Source organism: Oricola indica (assembly GCF_965227485.1).
Taxonomy (GTDB): Bacteria; Pseudomonadota; Alphaproteobacteria; order Rhizobiales; family Rhizobiaceae; genus Oricola; species Oricola indica.
The window spans coordinates 4,708,634-4,729,323 of sequence record NZ_OZ245747.1 but is presented as its reverse complement, the minus strand read 5'-3'; the positions used below and the strand labels follow the sequence as shown (position 1 = coordinate 4,729,323).

Genomic DNA, 20,690 nt, shown 5'->3' with positions numbered 1-20,690 from the left:
GGCCCGGCGCGTCATGGCGTTATGCCGCAACGCAGCCTCGGGGGCAAAGCATCCTCGGTCAGAAATCGGCCATGAAGTTCTTGATGAAATCGTGCGCCGCCTGCTGGTCATACGGCTCAGCCTCACCTGCTCCCCAGACGGGATTGGGCCAGGCCGCATCGTCCTCGAAGCGGGCGATCACGTGCATGTGCAGTTGCGGAACCTGGTTGCCGAGCGCGGCGACATTGATCTTGTCGCAGGTCGTCGCGGCTTTCAGGCGATCGGATACGCTTACCGTCTCGAAGGTGAGCATCGTCTGGTCGAGGGGCGACAAGTTGTGGACCTCGCTGATGCCGTCGCGCTGCGGCACCAGGATCAGCCAGGGAAACCGGCTGTCATCCATCAACAACAGCCGGCAAAGGCCGATATTGGCGACGAAATACGTGTCCTTTTCGAGCTTCGGATCGAGCGAAAATTCTACCATGTGCCCACAATAGCAGTTTTTTCCGTGCGCGCGACTTGCTTTTGGCGCGCCGAAATACGATATCGCGGGTGGGAGGTTGGTGGTGGACGAGCCACTCGCCAACCGGGTCAGGTCCGGAAGGAAGCAGCCCTAACGAGCCATGGCACGGGTCACCGTGCCAGCCTCCCACCTCTTTCCCTTTTATTTTTCTTTTTGCGGGTGCCGACCGCGCCGGTACTCGGCGGCACTATCGCAGATTCCCGGTATTGATCCTGTTGCCCGGAGGTTCGTATCTCGCGGTGTCCGTTGCCGACACAAATGCGTGTCGAGACAAACGGCTATGCCTGTGCATTGAATGAATCTGTCGATCTCCAAGAGAGGGACCAGCATTAAGTGCAGTGCAATTGGGTTTCGGTTTTGCATCGAAACCTAATTTTTTGAATATCGTCCAACCTTGTCTGATGTCACTTCATCGCATGGCCGAAAAACCAAACCCATTAGTTCCGTCCGAATTGCAATCGCAGAGCGTAGCCGGTTACGGAGAATACCATGGAAATGAGCAAATTCAGATCGAAATCCCGAGCGTTGTTGTCGAAGTCGAATTTACGTGTTCCGGGAGCTTTGCCGTTGATCGAAGACTTCTCACCGCGTCGAGTGACAGAGGTATTGGACCGTATCGTTTGCTTGAATGCTGTGGCTGCAGTTGCCCATGGTCTCGACAGATACAAGGCGTCCGCATGGCTTTCGCAAGAGGGTGTGCTGGAGAGGACGACTGCTGACGAGCGATCCTTCCTCGACACAGGTGCAGGCAATATTGACGGGTTTCAGGTGCAAGTTGAAGGAATGTGGGCTCTAACCTGGCTTATTGGCATTGTTGCGAAGTTGGACTTCTGGCGAAGTTGCGACCTGCACTTCGTGACGATGCTTTCAGACATCAAAACAGGTGAAGCTAGTTCCAATTTTCGCGGTCTTGCTCAAGTTCGGAGCAAGACCGAAATCGGATTGGAATTGGATCTTGCCTATTGCCTGCATTGGATCCTTAGGGACGCTGAGACGAAGTGTGAAAACCCGCCCGACGGTCTCAAATCACACGTTGTGGTCGAACGCCGAAGAGCACTTGAATGGGCGGTCGGGGACGCGAGCTGGGACGAAGTCTCGCTCGACACCTAAAAAGGTCGCCGAAATACGATATCGCGCTCGGGAGGTTGGTGGTGGAGGAGCCACTCGCCAACCGGGTCAGGTCCGGAAGGAAGCAGCCCTAACGAGCTCCGGCACGGGTCACCGTGCCAGCGTCCCACCTTTTCCCTTTTGGGTTCCTATAGTGACCACCAGCGGCACCGAACTTCGGTTCTCTCTGGATAAACCCCTATGCCTATGAGCTGAGGATTCAGCTCAACACAAACCCGCAGGAACCAGTGCCGCTCCTGCAAGCTTCACCAAGCGCGCTACGCAAAAACTATGTACGGAGATAGGACAGTGCGGCTCTAAAAATGCTCACAAATCGCTCGATCTCCAGGAAAGGGGGGCCTTTGGCATCTGCAATGCGGTCTACTTCAGAACTTGGATCAAATCCTAACTCGTTGAATATCGAATGCCCGAGCAAGCAGTGGCTCGTTAAACATCTCGGGGAAGAGCTCTTAAAGTAGGGAAATCTGAAGCCGGCGCTTAACTTGCCACCATATTTAATTTTGACGCTCGCCGTAAAAAGGACCCTGTGGCCAATTGTGTCCATGAAAAAGCCGGAGGAATCCACAATCCCGTCATCGAAATCAACGCTGACGTCCCTCAGATCCAGAGACTCCAATATGGAAAAAAGCGCACCCCGCATTCTCGGGATATTGTTGAAATGCTCATACTCCCTATAGCCTGAGGGTAGGCGACGATATCCTGAATCCCGAATCCAAGTTTGCGCTGCGTGCTTGAGATGGCCAAACGTCGCTGTCTTCGTTGGATCTGGTGAAATCCCGCACTCTATCACTTGTCGCCGATGCGTAATTGAATCAGCTAAGAAATCTGCTTCATAGCCAGGGATCTGGGCCCACGGCTTTTCGACGATTGAGCGAGGAGAGTAATAATCCAATCCTTGAAACGCACCTGAGCGATGATCGAAATCGCCATAAACTGTGCTGAGTATGGAGCTCAGTTGAGCTTCCATTTCAGGAGTTGGGTATTGCGGCCCGTGCTTCCATTCCATCTGCACCGATCCTTCCGAACGATACAGCATGTAGACGTATCACGCTCGAGAACGGCATCAAAGGCGACCGGTACAATTCGCACCGCGACGACTTTATACCGCGACTACGTCGACCGGGCCGATCTGACGCTTTCGCTCCCCGTTGAATCGCTTTAGACAGGACGTATGAGCGACACCCCCGCATCGCAGACCCCTTATCGCGTTCTCGCGCGCAAGTATCGCCCGCGCGATTTCTCCGACCTGATCGGTCAGGAGCCGATGGTGCGCACGCTGAAAAACGCGTTTGCCGCCAACCGCATCGCCCAGGCCTGGATGCTGACGGGCGTGCGCGGGGTCGGCAAGACGACGACCGCGCGCATTCTCGCCCGCGCGCTCAATTACGAGACCGACACCGTCCACGAACCACGCATCGATCTGCCCGAAATGGGAGAGCATTGCGCCGCGATCATGGAAGGCCGCCATGTCGATGTCATCGAGATGGACGCCGCCTCCCATACGGGCATCGACGATATCCGCGAGATCATCGAGCAGGTGCGTTACCGCCCTGTCTCGGCGCGCTACAAGGTCTACATCATCGACGAAGTCCATATGCTCTCCACGCAGGCCTTCAACGGCCTGCTGAAGACGCTCGAGGAGCCACCGGAGCATGTAAAATTCATCTTCGCGACGACCGAGATTCGCAAGGTGCCGATCACGGTCCTGTCGCGTTGCCAGCGCTTCGATCTGCGCCGCATCGACACCGCCGAACTGGCGGCGCATCTGCGCAAGATTTCCGACCTCGAATCGGTGGAGGCCGACGAACAGGCGCTGGCCATGATCGCGCGCGCCGCCGAAGGCTCGGTGCGCGATTCGCTGTCGATCCTCGATCAGGCAATCGCCCATGGCTCCGGCAGGGTCGATGCCGAGGCGGTACGCTCGATGCTGGGTCTTGCCGACCGCGCCCGCGTGATCGACCTGTTCGAACACCTGATGGCTGGCCGAATTGCCGCCGCCCTCGATGAATTTCGCGCCCAGTACGATGTCGGGGCCGACCCGGCGGTGGTGCTCACCGATCTCGCCGATTTCACCCATCTCGTGACGCGGTTGCGTTTCGTGCCCGAGGCGGTCGGCAACGACCCGTCCCTGACGCCCGACGAGAAGACCCGCGGTATCGCTTTTGCAAAGCAGTTGCCGGTCAAGGTGTTGTCGCGCGCCTGGCAGATGCTGCTGAAGGGTATCCCCGAGGCGGAACTCTCCTCGCGCCCGGTCGCAGCCGCCGAAATGGTGCTGATCCGTCTCGCCCACGCCGCCACGCTGCCGACACTGGACGAAGCGCTGAAGGCGATGGACGACGCGCCCTCGGGCGAGCCGACACGCCCGGCGCTTTCATCCGGTTCCGCCGCGCCCTCCGGCAATGGAAATGGCGCGAGCGCGGTCTCCCAGGCCGCTGTGCCGGCATCTGCCGAAAACCCTTCGCCCGCGCCGACTGCGAGCGCGGGTGGCGGCGGAGCGCAGGCGATGCGACTGGTGTCGTCCGAGCCGGAACCCGTTCGCCAGGAAGCACCGCCGCCCGAGCCAGAGCCGGCGAAACCGTCGGTGCCCGTCTATTCCATGCAGGACCTCGCGGACCTTGCCGACCGGCAACGCGACCCGCTGATGAAGGTCAATATCCGCAAATGCATGCGCCCGGTCTCCATCGAGCCCGGCAAGCTGTCCGTCAGCCTGACGGAGGATGCGCCGCGCACCCTGCTGGGCGACTTGTCGAAACGGCTGCAGGACTGGACGGGCGTTCGCTGGATCGTGTCGCTTTCGCGCGAGCCGGGCGGTGAGACCCTGGACGAAATCGAGACCGAGCGCCGCGAGTCCGCCGTTGCCGATGCCAGCCGCGATCCGGAGGTCGCGGCGATCCTTGCCGCCTTTCCCGGCGCGAAAATCACCGACGTGCGCCTTGCCGAGACCGCCGGCGACGCCGATATGCTGGAAGAAGCCGCTGACGATCTGGAGATTCCGCTGGATCCCGACGAAGCCGACGATTTGTAGGAGCTATACTCATGCGCGACATCATGGGCCTGATGAGCAAGGCCAAGGAAATGCAGGAAAAGATGCAGGCCATGCAGGCCGAAATGGAGACCATGACATGCGACGGCACGGCCGGCGGCGGTATGGTCACCGTCACGCTGACCGGCAAGGGCGCCATGCAGGCGCTCAAGATCGACCCGTCCATGTTCAAGGAAGACGATGTCGAAATCCTGGAGGATCTGATCCTTGCCGCCCATAACGACGCCAAGGCGAAGATCGAGGCGATGGTCGCTGAAAAGACACAGGAAATGACCGCCGGCCTGCCGATCCCGCCGGGGATGAAGCTGCCGTTCTAAACCGGCTTCACCGGCCAGCTGCGAGACCTCTTTGTTGGCCGTCTTGCAGCAGAAGCGGAACCTTATGCTGTGCTCTCCCGTTGGATACGCATCCAGAAGGATCGGGAGAAATCAAATGAATGGTATTATCTATCTCGTCGGCCTCGTCGTGGTCGTCATGTTCATCCTGTCGCTTCTTGGCCTGCGGTGAACTCCATGGCCGAGAAACCTGCCAGTAAAACGACAAGCAAAACAACCGCATCGGCGAAGCCCCGTGCCGCGCGTCCGGCCAAGGCCGACGTGGAGGCTGCGGTTGTCGGCGCCACGCCGGCAACGACTGCTCCATCGTCCTACCTTGAATGGGGCTCGGTCTTCGGGGGCGCGGCGGTCGCGCTCGCGATCAGCCTGCTGCTGACCCAATTCGGCGCCGGAATCGGTCTGTCAGCGGCCGAGAGCGCGACGCTGGAAGGCGGCGGTGCCTCCTGGAACGTGATGGTGGCCGGGCTTTGGGTCGTTCTCGTCGCTTTGGCGAGCGCGTCTGCGGGCGGCTATCTCGCCGGCCGGATGCGCATGCGCGCTTACGACGCGACCGAGGACGAAGTTGAGTTCCGCGACGGTGCGCACGGTCTCGCTGTCTGGGCCGTCTCGGGTATCTTCGCGATGCTCGCGGTCTCGGTCATGACGGCGCTCGCCGGTCTTGGCGTGGCTGCCGATGCCAATGCGGTCGCATCCGAACCGACTGCCGAAATGTTGAGCAATGCCGCAACCGCCGGCGTGGTCTTCAACTTCGCATCAGCGGCCGGTGCCGCGCTGGCCGCCGCCGGGGCATGGTTTGCCGCGACGACAGGCGGCGAACACCGCGATGAGGGCACCGTCATCCACGGCGTCGTCCCGCCGTTCCTGCGGGAGCGATTCAAGCGGGCGTGACCCTTTCGCTTGATAATGAATGAAAAAGCCCCGGTCCTTTGTTTGGCCGGGGCTTTTTCTTGACGGTTCAGGCGTTGGCGCGTCTCCATCGCCGGACCAGCCTGCCATCGACCAGTGCCAGCCCGAGGCCGATCAGCGCCATGCCGGCGATGTGGCGCGGTTCGAGCGTTTCGCCGAGGAACAATATACCGAGCAGGATTGCGCTTGGCGGGATCAGGAAGGTGACGAGCGAGATGTTTGTCGCGCCGGCCCCGGCGAGAATCCGGAAAAACAGGATATAGGCCAACGCGGTGGAGACGGTCGCGAGACCGATCAGCGCGAGCAGCGTATCCGTGCCCGGCAGCCCAAGGGTCCATGGCCTGTCGGCCAACAGCATCAGCGGCAGGATCGTCAGGCTCGACATGGTCAATTGCCCTGTCGCCACGCTGAGCGGCGAAACACCGAGAACGCGGAACCGGCGGCCGAACACCCCGGCGCAACCATAGGAAAGCGCCGCGCCGAGACAGGCGACATAGGCCGCGACCGGCGCGCCGCCAACCGACAGGTCTGGCCCGGCCAGCATCGCCGCCACGCCGGCAAATCCGGCGATGACGCCCGCGCCGCGCAGCGGCGTCAGTTTTTCCTCGGCGGTGAAGCCATGCGCAACCAGCACGGTAAAGAGCGGTGTCGTGGCGTTGAGGATCGAGGCGACGCCGGACGCGATCTGGCCCTGGCCCCAGACAATCAGCGTGAACGGGATCGCGTTGTTGAGGATACCCATCCCGGCAAAGGCGAGCCAAACCTCCCGGCCGCCTGGCAACCGCCGTCCGGTCGCGGCGAGCACGACATGCAGCGTGGCCGCCGCCAAGGCGACGCGCGCGAAGACGATGGTCAGCGGCGGCAGTTCCTTTACCGCGACGCCATTGAAGAAGAACGATCCGCCCCACAGCAAGGACAGGGCGATGAGCATTCCCCATTCGACGGGGGTCATGGATGTGCGAACGGGTGGCATGGCTGGCTCCGGTAGGACGAGGCGGACCCTGCCTCCGACCGGGTTCGTTCGCCACCCGATTCTTGCGGCATCGCCTAGTCGAGCGGGCGTTCCATATCGACGCTCGCAAAGGTCACGTCGCCGAACGGGATATCGACGAGGCCGGTCTTGCGGAAACCGAGTTTGGAATAGAAGGCCTCTGCCTGAAGGCTCGACAGGCACTCGAAACGTTGCAGCCCGGCCGACCGCGCCGTTTCGAAGACTTGGCGCAGGATCAGGCTTGCGACGCCCTTGCGCAAATGATCGGGATGAACGGCGACATGCCGGATGTGGCCGGTGCCGGGAATGCCCGGGCGGTTGCCCGGAGCGGTCGTGCTCCAGCCGCCGCAACCGATTACCTCGTCATTTTCCTCGACGACAAAATAGGTGCCGCTTTCGAGCAAGCGCGGATTGGCGACGCTGATAAGCGGAAGCGCCTCAGCCAGCACCTTCGGGCCGTACCAGTCGGCGTAGAGCGTGGCGTATGAGCGGGCGATCAGGGCTGACAGCCGTTCCAGATCGTCCGGCCGCGCCGTGCGCAGCAGCAGGGGAGATTGGGTCATCGTAAATCTTCACCGCAGAAACGTCGGACGCAGCCATATGCGTTTTCATGCCTGCTATCAAATTCCGCGTCGCTGGGCTAAATCCGGGTACATGTCCACCAAGCGAATCGCCGGTCCCGAAATCGAGAAACTGATCCAGCTTCTGGCGAAGGTGCCGGGGCTTGGGCCCCGCTCGGCGCGCCGCGCCGCGCTGCACATGATCAAGAAGAAAGACCAGTTGATGGGGCCGCTGGCTGCAGCGCTTGCCGAGGCGGTCGACAAGGTCACGGAATGCTCGGTCTGCGGCAATGTCGACACGGTCGATCCCTGCTCGATCTGCACCGACCCGCGTCGCGATGACACGACGCTGATTGTCGTCGAGGATGTCTCGGACCTCTGGGCGCTGGAGCGCGCCGGTGCGATGAACGCGAAATATCATGTCCTCGGCGGCACGCTGTCGCCGCTCGACGGGATTGGCCCGGACGATCTCAACATCAAGAAACTGGTCGATCGTATCGCCGAGGGCGGTGTGAGCGAGTTGATCCTCGCGGTCAACGCCACGGTCGAGGGCCAGACGACCGCCCACTATATCACCGACCAGCTCTCCGGTTTCGAGGTCAAGGTGACACGGCTCGCCCATGGCGTACCGGTTGGCGGCGAACTCGACTATCTCGACGAGGGCACTTTGTCGGCGGCGCTTCGCTCGCGCACGAATTTCTGAGGCCCGACCCCGCTTCCGCCGGGGAAATCGCATTGCCTGCCACAATTGCATTGCATAAGTTCTCGTCAGGCCAGAGGAAAAATCAATGTCTTCAAGCGACCATTCCGCCGAAACCGAACAAGTGTGCACCGTGCTGCCGCGCGATGTGTTGAACGGGCTGGACGCGTTTGTCGCGGCACAGGTCGAGACGCGATCCCGCGACGAGGCGATCCGGCAGATCGTGCGCGAATGGCTGCAGGCGCAGGGTCACATGCGCGACCCGGACGCGGTTGCGGGCGTCAAGCCGGAAGACCTCAATTCCGCCAACGACGGCTGAAGGACCTCATGCTCCGTTTCGTCGCTCTTTTCATCGCGCTGCTTTTCACCGCGCCCGCCGCCGCGCAATCGCTGCAGGCGCAATACGAAGCCTTCCTGGAAGGGACGATCTGGCCGCAGGCGAAGCTGGCCGGCATTTCGCGCAAGGCCTTCGACGGCGCGATGGGCGCGAAACGCCTGAACACCGATATTCCCGGCCTCGTGAAACCCGGCTCCAAGGAGCCGCCGCGCCGGATGCGACAGGCGGAGTTCTCCGCGCCGGCGAAGTATTTCAACGAGCGCAATATCGGCTACATCACCGCGACAGGCCGCAGTCTCGCGCGCAAACATGCCTCAACGCTCGCCTCGATCGAGAAGACTTACGGCGTGCCGGCGCGCATCCTCCTGGCGATCTGGGGACGCGAATCCGGTTTCGGACGCGTCGATATCCCGCATGACGCCTTCCAGGTGCTGGGCACCAAGGCGTTCATGTCCACCCGCCCGGAACTGTTCCGGCGCGAGCTGATCAATGCGCTGGTGATCGTGCAACTGGGCCACGCCTCACCCTCCGCGATGCGCTCCTCATGGGCCGGCGCGATGGGCCAGCCGCAATTCCTGCCCTCGTCCTATCTGCAATATGCGGTCGACTTCGACGGCAATGGCCATCCCGACATCTGGAACTCGGTGCCGGACACGCTGGCCTCCATCGCCGCCTATCTGAAAGCGTCGGGCTGGGTGCCGGGGCGCGATTGGGGCTTCGAGGTCACCGTGCCGGCTTCGATCTCCTGCGCGCTCGAAGGTCCGGACCGCGGCAAACGCATCTCCGACTGGGCGAAGCTGGGCATCCGGCGCGTTTCCGGCAAGCCGTTTCCGGAGCACGAGGCGCGCGCCGAGGGTTTTCTCCTGATGCCGGCCGGCCGCCAGGGCCCGGCCTTCATCGCGACGCCGAATTTCTACGTGATCAAGGAGTATAACGAGAGCGATCTCTACGCGCTGTTCGTCGGCCATGCCGGCGACCGTATCCAGTGGGGCGACAGCCGATTCTCCGCCGGGTGGGACCGTACCGATTCCATGCTCCGGTCCGATATCGCGAAGATGCAGCGCGTTCTCGAAGGCAAAGGCTACGATGTCGGCGGCGCCGACGGCCTGCCGGGTTTCAAGACCCGACGGTCGATCGGCGACTGGCAGGGAAAGAACGGCCGGACGCCGACCTGCTGGCCCTCCAACGCGCTGATTTCAGCGATCCGTTAGAGCGTTTCAGGTTGCAACAGAATAAGATGCGCTGCCTCTCGCCCTTGGCTCGAGCGCGCATTGTGATGCAGATGTTTCAATCCAGACCTGAAAAGCCCTAGGTCCCGCTCGCAAGCGCGCGCAGCCAGCCGGCCACCTCGTGCGCCTGCACTGTCGCGGCGCGGATCAGATTGTCGAAATGCCGCGTCATCGTGGCGACCGCATCCTTGGCGTTCAACACGAGATACATGTCGCCGACATAGACCGACACGCGATACGGTCCGAACACCGTGTAGGGCGCGGAAAAGTGGCTCTGACCGTCATAGAGATAGAGCCTCAGCGAGGGATAAAGCTCCTCGACCAGCGTCGCCATGTGCTCCAGCTGCCCGCGTCGCGCCTTCGCGGGAAGGTCGGTCCACAGTCCGGTCCCTCCTTTCAGGTCGTAGAGCCGCTGTACCGGCATGCAGATTTCCATGTCGGTTTCCGGGCGGCGCGTATAGGCGATGCGCTCCTGCGCCTCGTCCAGGCGCGAGGACAGCGTGCGCTTGTTCTCGCTGCTTTCGTAGGAAATCACCGCCTCCGTCCTGAGCAGGTCGGGCAGGGTCGTCGGCACGTAGCGGATCTTCGTGCCCGCCGCCTCGGCGTGCCAGGCTTCCAGCAGCGGTTCCTCGCGGTCGTCCGGCGCTTCCTCCAGTTCGAGCGACCGCTTGATCGCCGCGGTGACGTCCTCCGCCTGGCTAAGGCCGAGCAGCCAGTCGAGGCTGACGCCATGGACCGCGGCGATGCGCATCAGCGTCTCCGCGCGCGGAAGCCGCGTGACCTCGCCCGCGAGGAGTTGCGACAGCGCTGATCGGTCGACGCCGATGCCGGCCGCGAAGGCGGAACGGTTGAGGCCGGAGCGCGCGAGCAATTGCTTGAGCCGGTCGCGAAAGAGGCGCGACGCGTCGCGCTTGTCGGTGGGAGGTGTCATGTTGTGTTTGTTGTCAATCTGATGGATTCAGGAAACAAATGCAAAAGATGTGAAGCAAAATCAATAGAATTTCACCAATGACTCGTTTCGCCTGCATTTGTCAGGAGGCATGTTGATCCCGACAGGGGAAAAACATGAGATTTTTGAAACGCTTGGAATGGCCGACCGTGGCCATGCTGGTGGCTTGCTATGGCCTGTGGTTTGTCAGTGGCCTGGTGATCTGGCCGGTCTATCCGCTCGCCGCGATCGGTTTGATGGCGGTGGCCACGGCGCTCCATTCTTCCTTGCAGCACGAGGCGCTTCACGGTCATCCGACGCGCAGCGCCGCAGTCAACGAGTTGCTGGTCGCCCTGCCGCTCGGTGTCTTCTATCCCTATCGGCGTTTCCGACATATGCATCTCGCCCACCATAATGACGAGCGCCTGACCGACCCCTATGACGACCCGGAAAGCTGGTATCGCGCGGCTGGGGATTGGGGACGTCTGGCGGCGCCCATCCGTTTTCTGCTCTTGCTCAACAATTCGCTTGCCGGCCGTCTCGTCATCGGCCCGGGCCTGATGATCGCCAGTTTCGCCGCAACGGAACCAGGGCGGCTGCTGCGTGGTGAACGCGGCGTGCGCAGGGCCTGGCTGAGCCATCTTGCGGGCCTTGCGGTTCTCGCGGTTCTCGTCATCGGGGTGATGGGCATCCACCCGCTGGTCTACATGTTCGCAATCGCCTATCCGGGCCTGTCGATCATCGCGATCCGCACCTTCTGCGAACACCAATGGGAAGCCGATCCGGACGGGCGTACCGTGATCGTGGAGCGGGGCGGGATCCTGGGCCTTATCTTCCTCAACAACAATCTCCACCTCGTCCACCACAAGCGCCCCCGTGCGGCCTGGTACGAATTGCCGGGCCTCTACCGCGCCGAGCGCGAAGCGTGGCATACGCGCAATGGAGGATACGTCTTTTCCGATTACCGGGCGATTTTCCGTGCCTTCGCGTTCTGCGCCAAGGAGCCTGTCGTTCACCCGGCGCTGCGCACCGGCGTGCAAGCGGCTTCGATGCCCAGCGGAAGCTTCCACCCGATCGGCGCGCCCACTGGCCCGCAGATCGGCTGCAACAGTGCCGTGCCCGCCAAGGCCGATCGCGACTGACGGTGGATGCCGACGGCACGTCGGAAACGTCACGATCGCAAAGTGTCGATGATCGAGTTGCAAAAGCAATACTTTGTCGCACGAAATCCGCTTCTCAATACAACTGACGCGTGCTACGCGCCGGTCAGTTGGAGCTGCTTATGAAGATACTAGTAATAAACTTGGATCGCACGCCGGACAGAATGGAGCGCATGACCTCCATTTTGGCTGAACAAGATCTGGAACCCGTTCGTGTTTCGGCGGTGGACGGGAGAACGCTATCGGAAGAAGAGCGAGAGCGCTGGATGGGGGCGGGCCGGATACCCACCTCGAAAAAGCGTCAATCGCTGGGGTTGGGGGAGGTCGCCTGTTTTCTCAGTCACAGAAAATGCTGGGAAATGGTTTTGAAGGGGAGCGACACCCACGCGGTAATTCTTGAGGACGATATCTATATCGGCGCATGCGAAGAAGTAATGGCATCGCCCGACTGGATTCCTGCGGATGCCGACGTGGTGAAGCTGGAGACAAACGCGAAGCGTACCATTCTGGATAGCAAGCCTGAAGTGACGATCGGCGGGCGCCACGTTCGACGGCTCTACGGGCTGCACAACGGCACGGCAGGCTATGTTGTCTCGCGCGAGGCAGCGCGAAAATTGCTCGACATGAGTCAGACGTTCTCGGTCACCGTCGATTGGTTCATGTTCAATCCCGAATGCGAGAGTTTTCACGCCCTGACGATCTATCAGGTCGACCCTGCCGTGTGCATCCAGGATCAGAATCTGAACCGGAAGCCGTCATCGGAGATGCTGGACAGCACCCTTCGCGAGGAAAGGCTGCGCAGGCGCCGCGTCGGATTGTCAAAATTGCGGCGTGAGATCGTGCGTCCGTTCATAAAGTTCGCGCGAATCCTGCGTGGCATTGTTCCCTCTCAAAAGGCCAAAATCGTTCCGTTTCAATGAAATTGGCAGCCTGTTTGTCGTGGCGAGAGTCCGCAAACCGCTCTTTCCGGTCCTGTGCAGCAGCCGCCCGGGAGATCGGGATCAAATCGGAACGCGGTATCGGCGCCACGAGGAAGCGGCTCTGATCAGGGACAAGCACAGTGCAAAACCTTGAACACCCGAGGCTGTTGAGAGATAGTATTCCTCATCGCCAAACACCGTCCACGCCGCCGATCCGATCGCACTCGCGAAACAATCGGAAATTCCATTTTCAGGTCACTGAATGAGCCGAAGCAACATATCGCCGCGGGTTATCAAGCGCGCACTGCTGATGGGTGCATTCAGCACCGTTGGCGATGTGGAGGTATTGCACGAGGTAGAACGACGCCTTTCCGATCTGGGCGTTCCTTTCGACGTTTCTCCCCTATCGGAAAAGAGAACTTCGATGTTCGAACATTGGGTGCATGCTTCGCGCGTCGACCCACAAGACTACTCCCATGTCTTCTTTGTCTGTGGCCCGCTCACGAGGAAGATAATGGAGAAGCGGTGGCACTATCTCAAACGCTTTCAACACTGCGTTTTCGTCGGCGTGAACCTCACGATGGTGGCCGACACGACAGACTTCAACCCGTTCGAGGTGCTCATCGAACGAGACAGCGACCGGTCGGTACGCCCCGATATGAGTTTTGCCCAAAGCGAGCCTCGTGTTCCGGTGGTCGGCATTTGCCTTGCCCCGACCCAAAAAGAATATGGCGACAGGCAGCGTCACACGGAAGCGAAAGCTCACATTGAGCGCCTGGCGCAACGGTCGGGCGTGGCCGCAATCCTTGTCGACACACATCTCGCGGCGGAGCGGGATCAGGCTGTCGGCAATGGCTTCTTCAACCCATCGCAATTCGAGTCGGCAATTTCCCGTTTTGATGCATTGCTGACGACGAGACTTCATGGCCTTGTCCTGGCTCTAAAGAACTCTGTGCCTGTTGTTGCGATAGATGCCATTAAGGGAGGCGACAAAGTCTCCCGCCAGGCCGCGGTGATCGGTTGGCCCGAGGTGTTCGACGTGTCGGAAGTGACCGAGGAAGACCTGGATCGTGCTCTCGAGAGATGCCTCAAGCAGGAAGCACGCGAACGGGCCGCGGCCTGTGCCAATCGCGCGCGGCAATTCTGGGAAGGTTTCGAAGGCGATTTCGAACGCGCTCTAGAAGCGGTTTCCGATCCGGCTTTGCGGGCAGACCTGAAGCCTCGACAGGGCATGCGTGACCGAATCCGGTATCTGGGTATCCGGGGCGACGGGAAAAGCGACTAGAAGCCAGACTAGCGCGATGGACGCACATGTTCTTGAGCCGCACCGCATTGTCGAATGAGGCCGGGTTCCAAGACGTCGCCTTTCCGCCTAAGACGGCGAAATGATTGCCACTCTCCCTATGTATGACTGGCCGGAGCGCCGGGCCGAAACCGATGCGCGGTGGTTGGCGCTGCGCGATGCGTTGCGCGCGGAAGGCTTCAAAGCTCCCAACGATCTGTCTCGCGCCGATGATCCGATGGCGCTGTGGCTATCGCCCGGCCTGCTCATCGGCGAGACCTGCACCTATCCGCTGGTGACCGTGCTTGAAGGCAAGGTTCGCTATGTCGCGACGCCCGTGCATCACGCGCCGGGCTGTACGCCGGGACGGTATCGCAGCGCGGTCGTCAGGCGCGGAACCGGAAACGGGGTTTCGCCGCCCGCAACGCACGATGCGCTGATTGCGCCGGAGACCGTCGCGGGGCGCTTTGCCGCGAACATGCCGGAATCGCTGTCGGGCTTTGTCGCGCTGGCGGGCGACATGGCCGCGTCCGACCTCGGCGAACCCGGCGATGGCGACGTGCTGTGGACCGGGTCGCACAGGGCGTCGATCCGCGCCGTCGCGTCGGGGGAGGCAGATTTCGCGGCGATCGATTGCGTGAGCTGGGCGATCGCGCTGAACCACGAACCGGCGGCAAGAGACCTCGTCGTCGCCGGCTGGACGGCGTCGCGTCCGGGCCTGCCGCTGATCACCTCGGGCGGTGTCGATGACGAGGCGCTATCGCGCATCCGCCGCGCGGTATTGAGTGCGATGGATGCGGTTATCCTCGACGATCCCTTCGCGATCAGTCCTCTTCCGGATCGACGACCCTGAGCCTGAGCTGGCCGGTCCGGCTGTCGGCGGATTTCGCCTCGGTTTCCTCGTCCGGTTCGGTCTTCGCGGGTACGGGGCGTTCGTTTTCGAACTCCAGCGCCTCGATCTTCTGGCCGCGCTTGGTCACCTTGCTCGACGAAACGAGGATGTCGTCGATGTCCTTCGATGCCTGTCCGAAATGGGTCTGCAGTTTGCGCACCCGGTCGTCGAGCCGGGTCACGTCCTCCATCAGCCGCAACACCTCGGTCTGGATCAGATGCGCCTGTTCGCGCATCCGCGCATCCTTGAGCAGCGCCTGGATGACCTGGATCGACAGCATCAGCAGCGATGGCGACACGATGACGATGCGGGCGCGGTGCGCGCGCTGGATGATCGCCTCGTGGTGCTCGTGGATATCGGCGAAGATCGATTCGGACGGCACGAACATGAAGGCCGTGTCCTGCGTTTCGCCGGCGATCAGGTACTTGTCCGAGATCGCCTTGATGTGGACCTCCATGTCGCGGCGGAACTGCTTGGCCGCCTCCGTAGCCTGTCCCGCGTCCTTTGCGTCACGAATCGCGTTCCAGGCTTCCAGCGGGAATTTCGCATCGATGACGAGATCCGGCGCGTCGTTGGGCATGCGGACGATGCAGTCGGGCCGGTTGCCGTTCGAAAGGGTCGCCTGGAAGGAATAGGCGTCCATCGGCAGGCCGTCGGCGATGATCGTTTCCATCCGGCCCTGTCCGAACGCGCCGCGCGTCTGCTTGTTCGACAGGATCGACTGCAACTGCACGACATCTGTCGCGAGCTTCTGGATGTTCGACTGCGCCGTGTCGATCACGGCGAGGCGTTCTTGCAGCTTGGAGAGGTTCTCATGCGTCGACTTCTGCTGTTCGGTCATCGATTGGCCGATCCGGCTCGTCATGGAGTCGAAGCGCTGGTGGATGGCCTGATTCAGTTCCGATTGTCGCGATCCGAAGATTTCCGACATCGACGCCATGCGCCCGTGCATTTCCGACTGGGCCTTCAGGATTTCGGCCATGCGCGCATCCGCCTCCGCCGCGCGGCGGCGGTTCTCCTCTTCCATGTCGGCGCGGCGCCGGGCGTTGCGGTAGCTCAGCACGAGCGCCACGACCAGCAACAGCACGATCGCCGCAGTGGCCGCCGCCAGTGCTTCACCGAAGCTGAAAACACGGCCGCCAAGCGTCAGGAAGGGCTGCGAGAAATCAAAGGATGTGTTCATGAAGCGAATTTATGCGATTCGCGCGCCCGTGTCAGAACGGTGAAGCGGCCAGAGGAGATTGACGGTTTCATCGCCATTGCTTACCTGTCCGCCACTATGTCGATCAAACCGCTCGTTCTCCTTCCCGATCCGATCCTGCGTCAGCCGTCGAAAACCGTCGAGCGCGTGGATGATGATCTGCGCCGTCTCGCCGATGACATGCTCGAAACCATGTATGACGCGCCGGGCATCGGGCTCGCGGCCGTCCAGGTCGGTGAACCGCTTCGCATGCTGGTCATGGATGTCGCGAAGGAAGACGAGGAGAAGCAGCCCTTCGTGCTCGTCAATCCGCAGATCGTCGCGACCGGTGACGACGTATCGACCTATGAGGAAGGCTGCCTGTCGATCCCGGACTATTATGCCGAGGTCGAGCGGCCGGCTGCCGTGACCGTCAAATATCTGGACCGCGATGGCAAGGAACAGACCCTTTCCGCCGATGGCATGCTCGCAACCTGCGTGCAGCACGAGATCGATCACCTGAACGGTGTTTTGTTCATCGACCACATCTCCAAGCTCAAGCGCGATATGGTGGTCAAGAAATTCACCAAACTGGCGAAGCAGCGCGGTTCGACGCGGCTTTAGGCTGCCTTACATGATCTGCGCGGCGAGATCGCCGATATGGCGCAGGGCTGCCGCAGCGGCGTCGGGCGTGTGCATGACGATCGCGGCGAAAACCATCGTGCAATAGGAAAGCCAGACGATGATGCGTTCGCCGAGCGGCGGGCGCTTGCCCTGGCGTTTCCCTTGCCCCTGGCGCGTCGATCGGGCGTTTTTGATGTGATCCGCTTGCACTTTGCGGGCCGATTTCCTGTTCAGTTCGATCTGCTTCACGGCGCGATTTTCAGAACCGGGGCGCGCCATTTTGTATCTGTGTGTTGTGAAGCATTCGGGTTAATCGCGTATTTGCAATTCCGCTTAAGATCGCCTTTGTGCGAAAGCTGGAATTTTACACGACGCAGCGAATCCAGGGGAGAAGTGACCGTGCGGCTGATATTCATGGGGACACCGGAATTTTCCGTCCCGACGCTGACGGCGCTCGCCGCGCATGGTCACAAAGTCGTCGCCTGCTACACGCAGCCGCCGCGTCCCGCCGGCCGGCGCGGGCTCGAACTGACGAAGTCGCCCGTGCATCGCCAGGCCGAGGCATTGGCGATCCCCGTGCATACGCCGAAAAGCCTGAAGTCGCCGGAGGAACAGGACGCCTTTCGCGCGCTCGATGCCGATGCCGCCGTGGTGGTCGCCTATGGCCTGCTGCTGCCGGAAACGATCCTCGAGGCGCCGCGGCTGGGCTGCTACAACGGCCATGCCTCGCTGCTGCCGCGCTGGCGCGGCGCCGCGCCGATCCAGCGCGCCATCATGGCCGGCGATACCGAGACGGGCATGATGATCATGAAGATGGATATCGGCCTCGATACCGGCGACATCGCGCTGGAGGATCGCATGCCGATCGGCGCGGACATGACGGCGGGCGAGTTGCACGACGCCCTGTCGCAGCTCGGCGCGGACCTGATGGTGCGCGCCATGGCGGCGCTCGAACGTGGAAGCCTGACACTGACGCCGCAACCCGACGAGGGCGTGGTCTATGCCTCGAAGATCGACAAGGCCGAATGCCGGATCGACTGGTCCCGCCCGGCATCGCAGGTGCACAACCACATTCGCGGCCTGTCGCCTTTTCCGGGGGCATGGTGCGAGATGGAGATCGGCGGCAAGCGCGAGCGGGTCAAGATCCTGCGCAGCCGCATGGCGTCCGGTGTCCATGGCGCGCCGGGCGAGGTGACATGCGGCGACGGCGTGTTCTCGGTGGCCTGCGGTGACGGCGCGGTCGATCTCGTCACCCTGCAGAAGGCCGGCGGCAAGCCGCTCGGCGCGGCCGACTTCCTGCGCGGCGCGCCGGTGACGGCAGTCTTCTGAGCCCGGACGAACTGGACGCCGCCGGAATCGGTCTTTAAGAGCCGATGGCTGATCGAACCCGGGAAACCGCATGCCCCGCTATCGCCTGACCGTCGAATATGACGGTACGCCCTATGTCGGCTTCCAGCGCCAGACCAATGGCTACGCCGTGCAGGAAGCCATCGAAAAGGCGGTGAAGAAGTTTACCGGCGAGGACGTGACGCTGTTTGTCGCCGGGCGCACCGATACCGGCGTGCACGCGCTCGGGCAGATATGCCATGTGGATCTTTCGCGCGACTGGGCCCCTTTCCGCGTCCTGGAGGCGATCAACGCGCATCTCGTCGTGGCTGACGAAAGCATCTCGATCCTCGATGTCGAGATAATGGACGAGGATTTCCATGCCCGGTTCTCGGCGAAAGGCCGGCACTATCTCTACCGGATCGTCAATCGGCATTCACCCGCGCCGCTGGAGCGTCATCGCGCCTGGTGGGTCAGGCGTCCGCTCGATATCGACGCCATGCAGGACGCATCGTCGGTCCTGATCGGCACGCATGATTTCACCACGTTCCGCGCCGTGCAGTGCCAGGCGAAATCGCCCGTCAAGACGCTCGACGTGATCGAATTTTCGCGTCTCGGCGAGATCGTCGAAGTGCGGCTGTCCGCGCGCAGTTTCCTGCACAATCAGGTTCGGTCCATTGTCGGTACGCTGAAGCTGGTCGGCGAGGGGCGCTGGACGCGCGACGACGTGCAGGCCGCGCTGGAGTCGAGAGATCATCAGCGATGCGGCGCACTGGCGCCGCCGTGTGGGCTCTACCTCGCCAAGGTCGATTACGACGTCGCGTTCACGAAGCTGGATACAACCCCGCCGCCACATAGGCGGAAACGGCGAGCGGGTAGGTAATCACCGTTTCGATGCCGACGAAGGCGACGGCGGTCATCGGCGAGACATTCAGCGCGACGCGGGTGACACGCACCGAAAACCAAAGCATCAAGCCGATTGCCGCAAGCGTCATCCACGCGGAAAGGCTGCTGCCCGGCTCGCCGGTCGCCATGTCGGTCAAGGGGATCGCGACGAAGAAATAGGCCGCGAGCGCCGACAGCCAGTTCCGCGACACGATCAGATATGTGTAGCGCGCCGACAGGCCGAGCGCCCTCAGCACGAAGATGAAGGCGATGATCGGCAGGACCCAGAAGACGATCTCCAACATGGCCATGCGGGCGATGATCGAGCCCGTGGAACCGAGGTTCCCCGCCGCCTGAAGGCTTCGCGCTTCGACCACCCAAGAGAAAAACAGCGCGGGCAGCGCCGCGGGCAGGGCCTCGAAGGAGCGCCAGAACCCGTCCGCCGAAATGTCCATGTCTTCGAGAGCCGACACGTCGCCGCGCAGCAGCCTTGCGATGCAGCCGACATGGTGAAAGGCGTAGTCGAAGAAGTTCATGTCCGGCTCGCGAACCAGTCCCCGATGATGCGTTCGTAGATGGTCGTCAGCGTTTCCAGATCGGCGACATCGACGCATTCATCGACCATGTGCATGGTCTTGCCGACGAGGCCGAATTCGACGACCGGACAATAATCCTTGATATAGCGCGCATCCGACGTTCCGCCGGAGGTCGAAAGCTCCAGCTCCCTGCCGGTGACCGCCTCGATGGAACTGCGTACGACCGAAACCAGGGTGTCGTCGCGGGTCAGGAAAACGGCGCTGGGCGGCGATTTCCATTCCAGTTCGAAGCGGATCGGCGACGCGCGATCCGGCCGCAGCCCATGCGCTTCGGCGGCCGCGTGGATACGGCGTTCGATCTCCGCCTTGAGGCTGTCCACCGTCCAGTGATCGCTGAACCTGATGTTGAAGGCGGCGCTCGCGCGGGCGGGGATGACATTCGTCGCGGTGTTGCCGGTGTCGATGGTGGTAATTTCCAGGTTGGAGGGCTGGAAATCGTCGGAGCCCGCATCGAGCGGCGGATCGAACAGCGCGGCGGCGATCTGTGTCATGCCGCGCAACGGATTGTCGGCGAGATGCGGATAGGCGACGTGGCCCTGCGTGCCGATCACGGTCACGACGCCGGTCAGTGAGCCGCGCCGGCCGATCTTGGCCATGTCGCCGAGCGTATCCGGATTAGTCGGTTCGCCAAGAATGCACGCGTCCCAGCGCTCGCCCTTGTCGGCGGCCCATTGCAGCAGCTTGGCGGTGCCGTTGATCGCCGGGCCTTCCTCGTCGCCCGTGATCAGGAAGGAGAGGGAGCCCGCCGGCGCGCCATGCTTCTCGATGTGGCGCGCGACCGCGGCGACGAAACAGGCGATGCCGCCCTTCATGTCGACGGCGCCGCGCCCATACATGACCCCATCGACGATATCCGCCCCGAAAGGCGCGTGCGTCCACGCATCTTCGTTGCCGACAGGCACGACATCCGTGTGCCCGGCAAACATCAGGTGGGGCCCGCCGTCGCCGATCCGCGCATAGAGGTTTTCGATATCCGGCGTGCCGTGTTCCGTGAAGGTCATCCGCTCCACCTCGAACCCCATAGGGGCGAGCATGGAGGCGAGCGCGTGCAGCGCGCCGCCTTCCTGTGGCGTGACGGAGGGGCAGCGTATCAGCGTCTGCAGATTGGCGACGGGATCGGTGGCTTGGGACATCATGGCTGATGCTGTATCGGCGCCCGGCGGTAG

The 20,690-nt window shown here is 62.1% G+C and carries 23 protein-coding genes and 2 other RNA genes; 16 read left to right on the top strand and 9 right to left on the bottom strand.

What is annotated here, in order from left to right; genetic code table 11:
* Positions 1 to 58 precede the first annotated feature (58 nt).
* Positions 59 to 463 carry an HIT domain-containing protein gene (locus tag ACQK2M_RS23435; RefSeq protein WP_425419800.1) on the bottom strand — a complete coding sequence of 135 codons (405 nt, stop codon included), beginning with the start codon at positions 461 to 463 and terminating at the stop codon, positions 59 to 61.
* Positions 464 to 534: 71 nt separating this feature from the next.
* On the opposite strand from ACQK2M_RS23435, the gene ffs (ACQK2M_RS23430) reads away from it, so the two are divergent.
* From ffs (ACQK2M_RS23430) to ffs (ACQK2M_RS23420), 3 genes are all read left to right on the top strand, one after another.
* An RNA gene (gene ffs / locus ACQK2M_RS23430) (signal recognition particle sRNA small type) lies at positions 535 to 632 on the top strand.
* 359 nt (positions 633 to 991) lie between these two features.
* A complete protein-coding gene (locus tag ACQK2M_RS23425) occupies positions 992 to 1,612 on the top strand; it encodes a DUF4272 domain-containing protein (protein WP_425419799.1) in 621 nt (206 codons plus the stop codon).
* Between the two features lie 31 nt (positions 1,613 to 1,643).
* An RNA gene (ffs, locus tag ACQK2M_RS23420) (signal recognition particle sRNA small type) lies at positions 1,644 to 1,739 on the top strand.
* Between the two features lie 159 nt (positions 1,740 to 1,898).
* On the opposite strand, the gene ACQK2M_RS23415 is transcribed toward ffs (ACQK2M_RS23420), so the two are convergent.
* Complete coding sequence (locus tag ACQK2M_RS23415; RefSeq protein ID WP_425419798.1) at positions 1,899 to 2,666, bottom strand: hypothetical protein; 768 nt, start codon at positions 2,664 to 2,666, stop codon at positions 1,899 to 1,901.
* 135 nt (positions 2,667 to 2,801) lie between these two features.
* On the opposite strand from ACQK2M_RS23415, the gene ACQK2M_RS23410 reads away from it, so the two are divergent.
* The 3 genes from ACQK2M_RS23410 (at position 2,802) to ACQK2M_RS23400 (ending at position 5,896) form a co-directional block, all read left to right on the top strand.
* Positions 2,802 to 4,655: a DNA polymerase III subunit gamma/tau gene (locus ACQK2M_RS23410; RefSeq protein WP_425419797.1), complete on the top strand. Its 1,854-nt coding sequence runs from the start codon at positions 2,802 to 2,804 to the stop codon at positions 4,653 to 4,655.
* Between the two features lie 11 nt (positions 4,656 to 4,666).
* Positions 4,667 to 4,990 (top strand): YbaB/EbfC family nucleoid-associated protein, encoded by a 324-nt coding sequence (locus tag ACQK2M_RS23405; protein WP_425419796.1) that lies wholly within the window; start codon positions 4,667 to 4,669, stop codon positions 4,988 to 4,990.
* Positions 4,991 to 5,185: 195 nt separating this feature from the next.
* Entirely contained in the window at positions 5,186 to 5,896 is a 711-nt protein-coding gene (locus ACQK2M_RS23400; RefSeq protein WP_425419795.1) for a hypothetical protein, read from the top strand.
* A 67-nt stretch (positions 5,897 to 5,963) separates the two neighbouring features.
* On the opposite strand, the gene ACQK2M_RS23395 is transcribed toward ACQK2M_RS23400, so the two are convergent.
* On the bottom strand, positions 5,964 to 6,887 hold the full coding sequence (locus ACQK2M_RS23395) for a DMT family transporter (protein WP_425419794.1): 924 nt from the start codon (positions 6,885 to 6,887) through the stop codon (positions 5,964 to 5,966).
* A gap of 74 nt (positions 6,888 to 6,961) precedes the next feature.
* Positions 6,962 to 7,468, bottom strand: a complete 507-nt coding sequence (locus ACQK2M_RS23390; RefSeq protein ID WP_425419793.1) for a GNAT family N-acetyltransferase — start codon at positions 7,466 to 7,468, stop codon at positions 6,962 to 6,964.
* Positions 7,469 to 7,559: 91 nt separating this feature from the next.
* Here ACQK2M_RS23390 and recR point away from each other — a divergent pair, with 91 nt between their 5' ends.
* The 3 genes from recR to ACQK2M_RS23375 all read left to right on the top strand — a co-directional run bounded on the left by recR (position 7,560) and on the right by ACQK2M_RS23375 (position 9,713).
* Entirely contained in the window at positions 7,560 to 8,168 is a 609-nt protein-coding gene (gene recR / locus ACQK2M_RS23385; protein WP_425419792.1) for a recombination mediator RecR, read from the top strand.
* 85 nt (positions 8,169 to 8,253) lie between these two features.
* Complete coding sequence (locus ACQK2M_RS23380; protein ID WP_425419791.1) at positions 8,254 to 8,484, top strand: CopG family ribbon-helix-helix protein; 231 nt, start codon at positions 8,254 to 8,256, stop codon at positions 8,482 to 8,484.
* A gap of 8 nt (positions 8,485 to 8,492) precedes the next feature.
* Complete coding sequence (locus ACQK2M_RS23375; RefSeq protein WP_425419790.1) at positions 8,493 to 9,713, top strand: lytic murein transglycosylase; 1,221 nt, start codon at positions 8,493 to 8,495, stop codon at positions 9,711 to 9,713.
* 97 nt (positions 9,714 to 9,810) lie between these two features.
* Here ACQK2M_RS23375 and ACQK2M_RS23370 read toward each other — a convergent pair whose 3' ends face one another.
* Positions 9,811 to 10,662, bottom strand: a complete 852-nt coding sequence (locus ACQK2M_RS23370; RefSeq protein WP_425419789.1) for a helix-turn-helix domain-containing protein — start codon at positions 10,660 to 10,662, stop codon at positions 9,811 to 9,813.
* A 134-nt stretch (positions 10,663 to 10,796) separates the two neighbouring features.
* Between ACQK2M_RS23370 and ACQK2M_RS23365 the strand changes: the two genes are divergently transcribed.
* From ACQK2M_RS23365 to ACQK2M_RS23350, 4 genes are all read left to right on the top strand, one after another.
* Positions 10,797 to 11,801 carry a fatty acid desaturase gene (locus tag ACQK2M_RS23365; RefSeq protein ID WP_425419788.1) on the top strand — a complete coding sequence of 335 codons (1,005 nt, stop codon included), beginning with the start codon at positions 10,797 to 10,799 and terminating at the stop codon, positions 11,799 to 11,801.
* A gap of 140 nt (positions 11,802 to 11,941) precedes the next feature.
* Positions 11,942 to 12,739, top strand: a complete 798-nt coding sequence (locus ACQK2M_RS23360; RefSeq protein WP_425419787.1) for a glycosyltransferase family 25 protein — start codon at positions 11,942 to 11,944, stop codon at positions 12,737 to 12,739.
* A 262-nt stretch (positions 12,740 to 13,001) separates the two neighbouring features.
* Complete coding sequence (locus ACQK2M_RS23355; RefSeq protein ID WP_425419786.1) at positions 13,002 to 14,024, top strand: polysaccharide pyruvyl transferase family protein; 1,023 nt, start codon at positions 13,002 to 13,004, stop codon at positions 14,022 to 14,024.
* 100 nt (positions 14,025 to 14,124) lie between these two features.
* On the top strand, positions 14,125 to 14,874 hold the full coding sequence (locus tag ACQK2M_RS23350; protein ID WP_425419785.1) for a phosphate/phosphite/phosphonate ABC transporter substrate-binding protein: 750 nt from the start codon (positions 14,125 to 14,127) through the stop codon (positions 14,872 to 14,874).
* Here ACQK2M_RS23350 and ACQK2M_RS23345 read toward each other — a convergent pair.
* Positions 14,846 to 16,096, bottom strand: a complete 1,251-nt coding sequence (locus tag ACQK2M_RS23345; RefSeq protein WP_425419784.1) for a DNA recombination protein RmuC — start codon at positions 16,094 to 16,096, stop codon at positions 14,846 to 14,848. The two genes, ACQK2M_RS23350 and ACQK2M_RS23345, sit on opposite strands and share 29 nt — an antisense overlap.
* 96 nt (positions 16,097 to 16,192) lie before the next feature.
* Between ACQK2M_RS23345 and def the strand changes: the two genes are divergently transcribed.
* Positions 16,193 to 16,717, top strand: a complete 525-nt coding sequence (def, locus tag ACQK2M_RS23340) for a peptide deformylase (protein ID WP_425420122.1) — start codon at positions 16,193 to 16,195, stop codon at positions 16,715 to 16,717.
* A gap of 6 nt (positions 16,718 to 16,723) precedes the next feature.
* Here def and ACQK2M_RS23335 read toward each other — a convergent pair whose 3' ends face one another.
* Positions 16,724 to 16,966 carry a hypothetical protein gene (locus ACQK2M_RS23335; RefSeq protein WP_425419783.1) on the bottom strand — a complete coding sequence of 81 codons (243 nt, stop codon included), beginning with the start codon at positions 16,964 to 16,966 and terminating at the stop codon, positions 16,724 to 16,726.
* Positions 16,967 to 17,116: 150 nt separating this feature from the next.
* Between ACQK2M_RS23335 and fmt the strand changes: the two genes are divergently transcribed.
* Entirely contained in the window at positions 17,117 to 18,046 is a 930-nt protein-coding gene (gene fmt, locus ACQK2M_RS23330) for a methionyl-tRNA formyltransferase (RefSeq protein WP_425419782.1), read from the top strand.
* Between the two features lie 70 nt (positions 18,047 to 18,116).
* Positions 18,117 to 18,926 carry a tRNA pseudouridine(38-40) synthase TruA gene (gene truA / locus ACQK2M_RS23325; protein WP_425419781.1) on the top strand — a complete coding sequence of 270 codons (810 nt, stop codon included), beginning with the start codon at positions 18,117 to 18,119 and terminating at the stop codon, positions 18,924 to 18,926.
* Here truA and ACQK2M_RS23320 read toward each other — a convergent pair.
* Both ACQK2M_RS23320 and dapE read right to left on the bottom strand, forming a co-directional pair.
* Positions 18,868 to 19,464, bottom strand: a complete 597-nt coding sequence (locus ACQK2M_RS23320; protein ID WP_425419780.1) for a hypothetical protein — start codon at positions 19,462 to 19,464, stop codon at positions 18,868 to 18,870. The two genes, truA and ACQK2M_RS23320, sit on opposite strands and share 59 nt — an antisense overlap.
* Positions 19,461 to 20,657: a succinyl-diaminopimelate desuccinylase gene (dapE, locus tag ACQK2M_RS23315; protein WP_425419779.1), complete on the bottom strand. Its 1,197-nt coding sequence runs from the start codon at positions 20,655 to 20,657 to the stop codon at positions 19,461 to 19,463. Before dapE ends, ACQK2M_RS23320 begins: the two co-directional genes overlap by 4 nt.
* Positions 20,658 to 20,690: the final 33 nt, after the last annotated feature.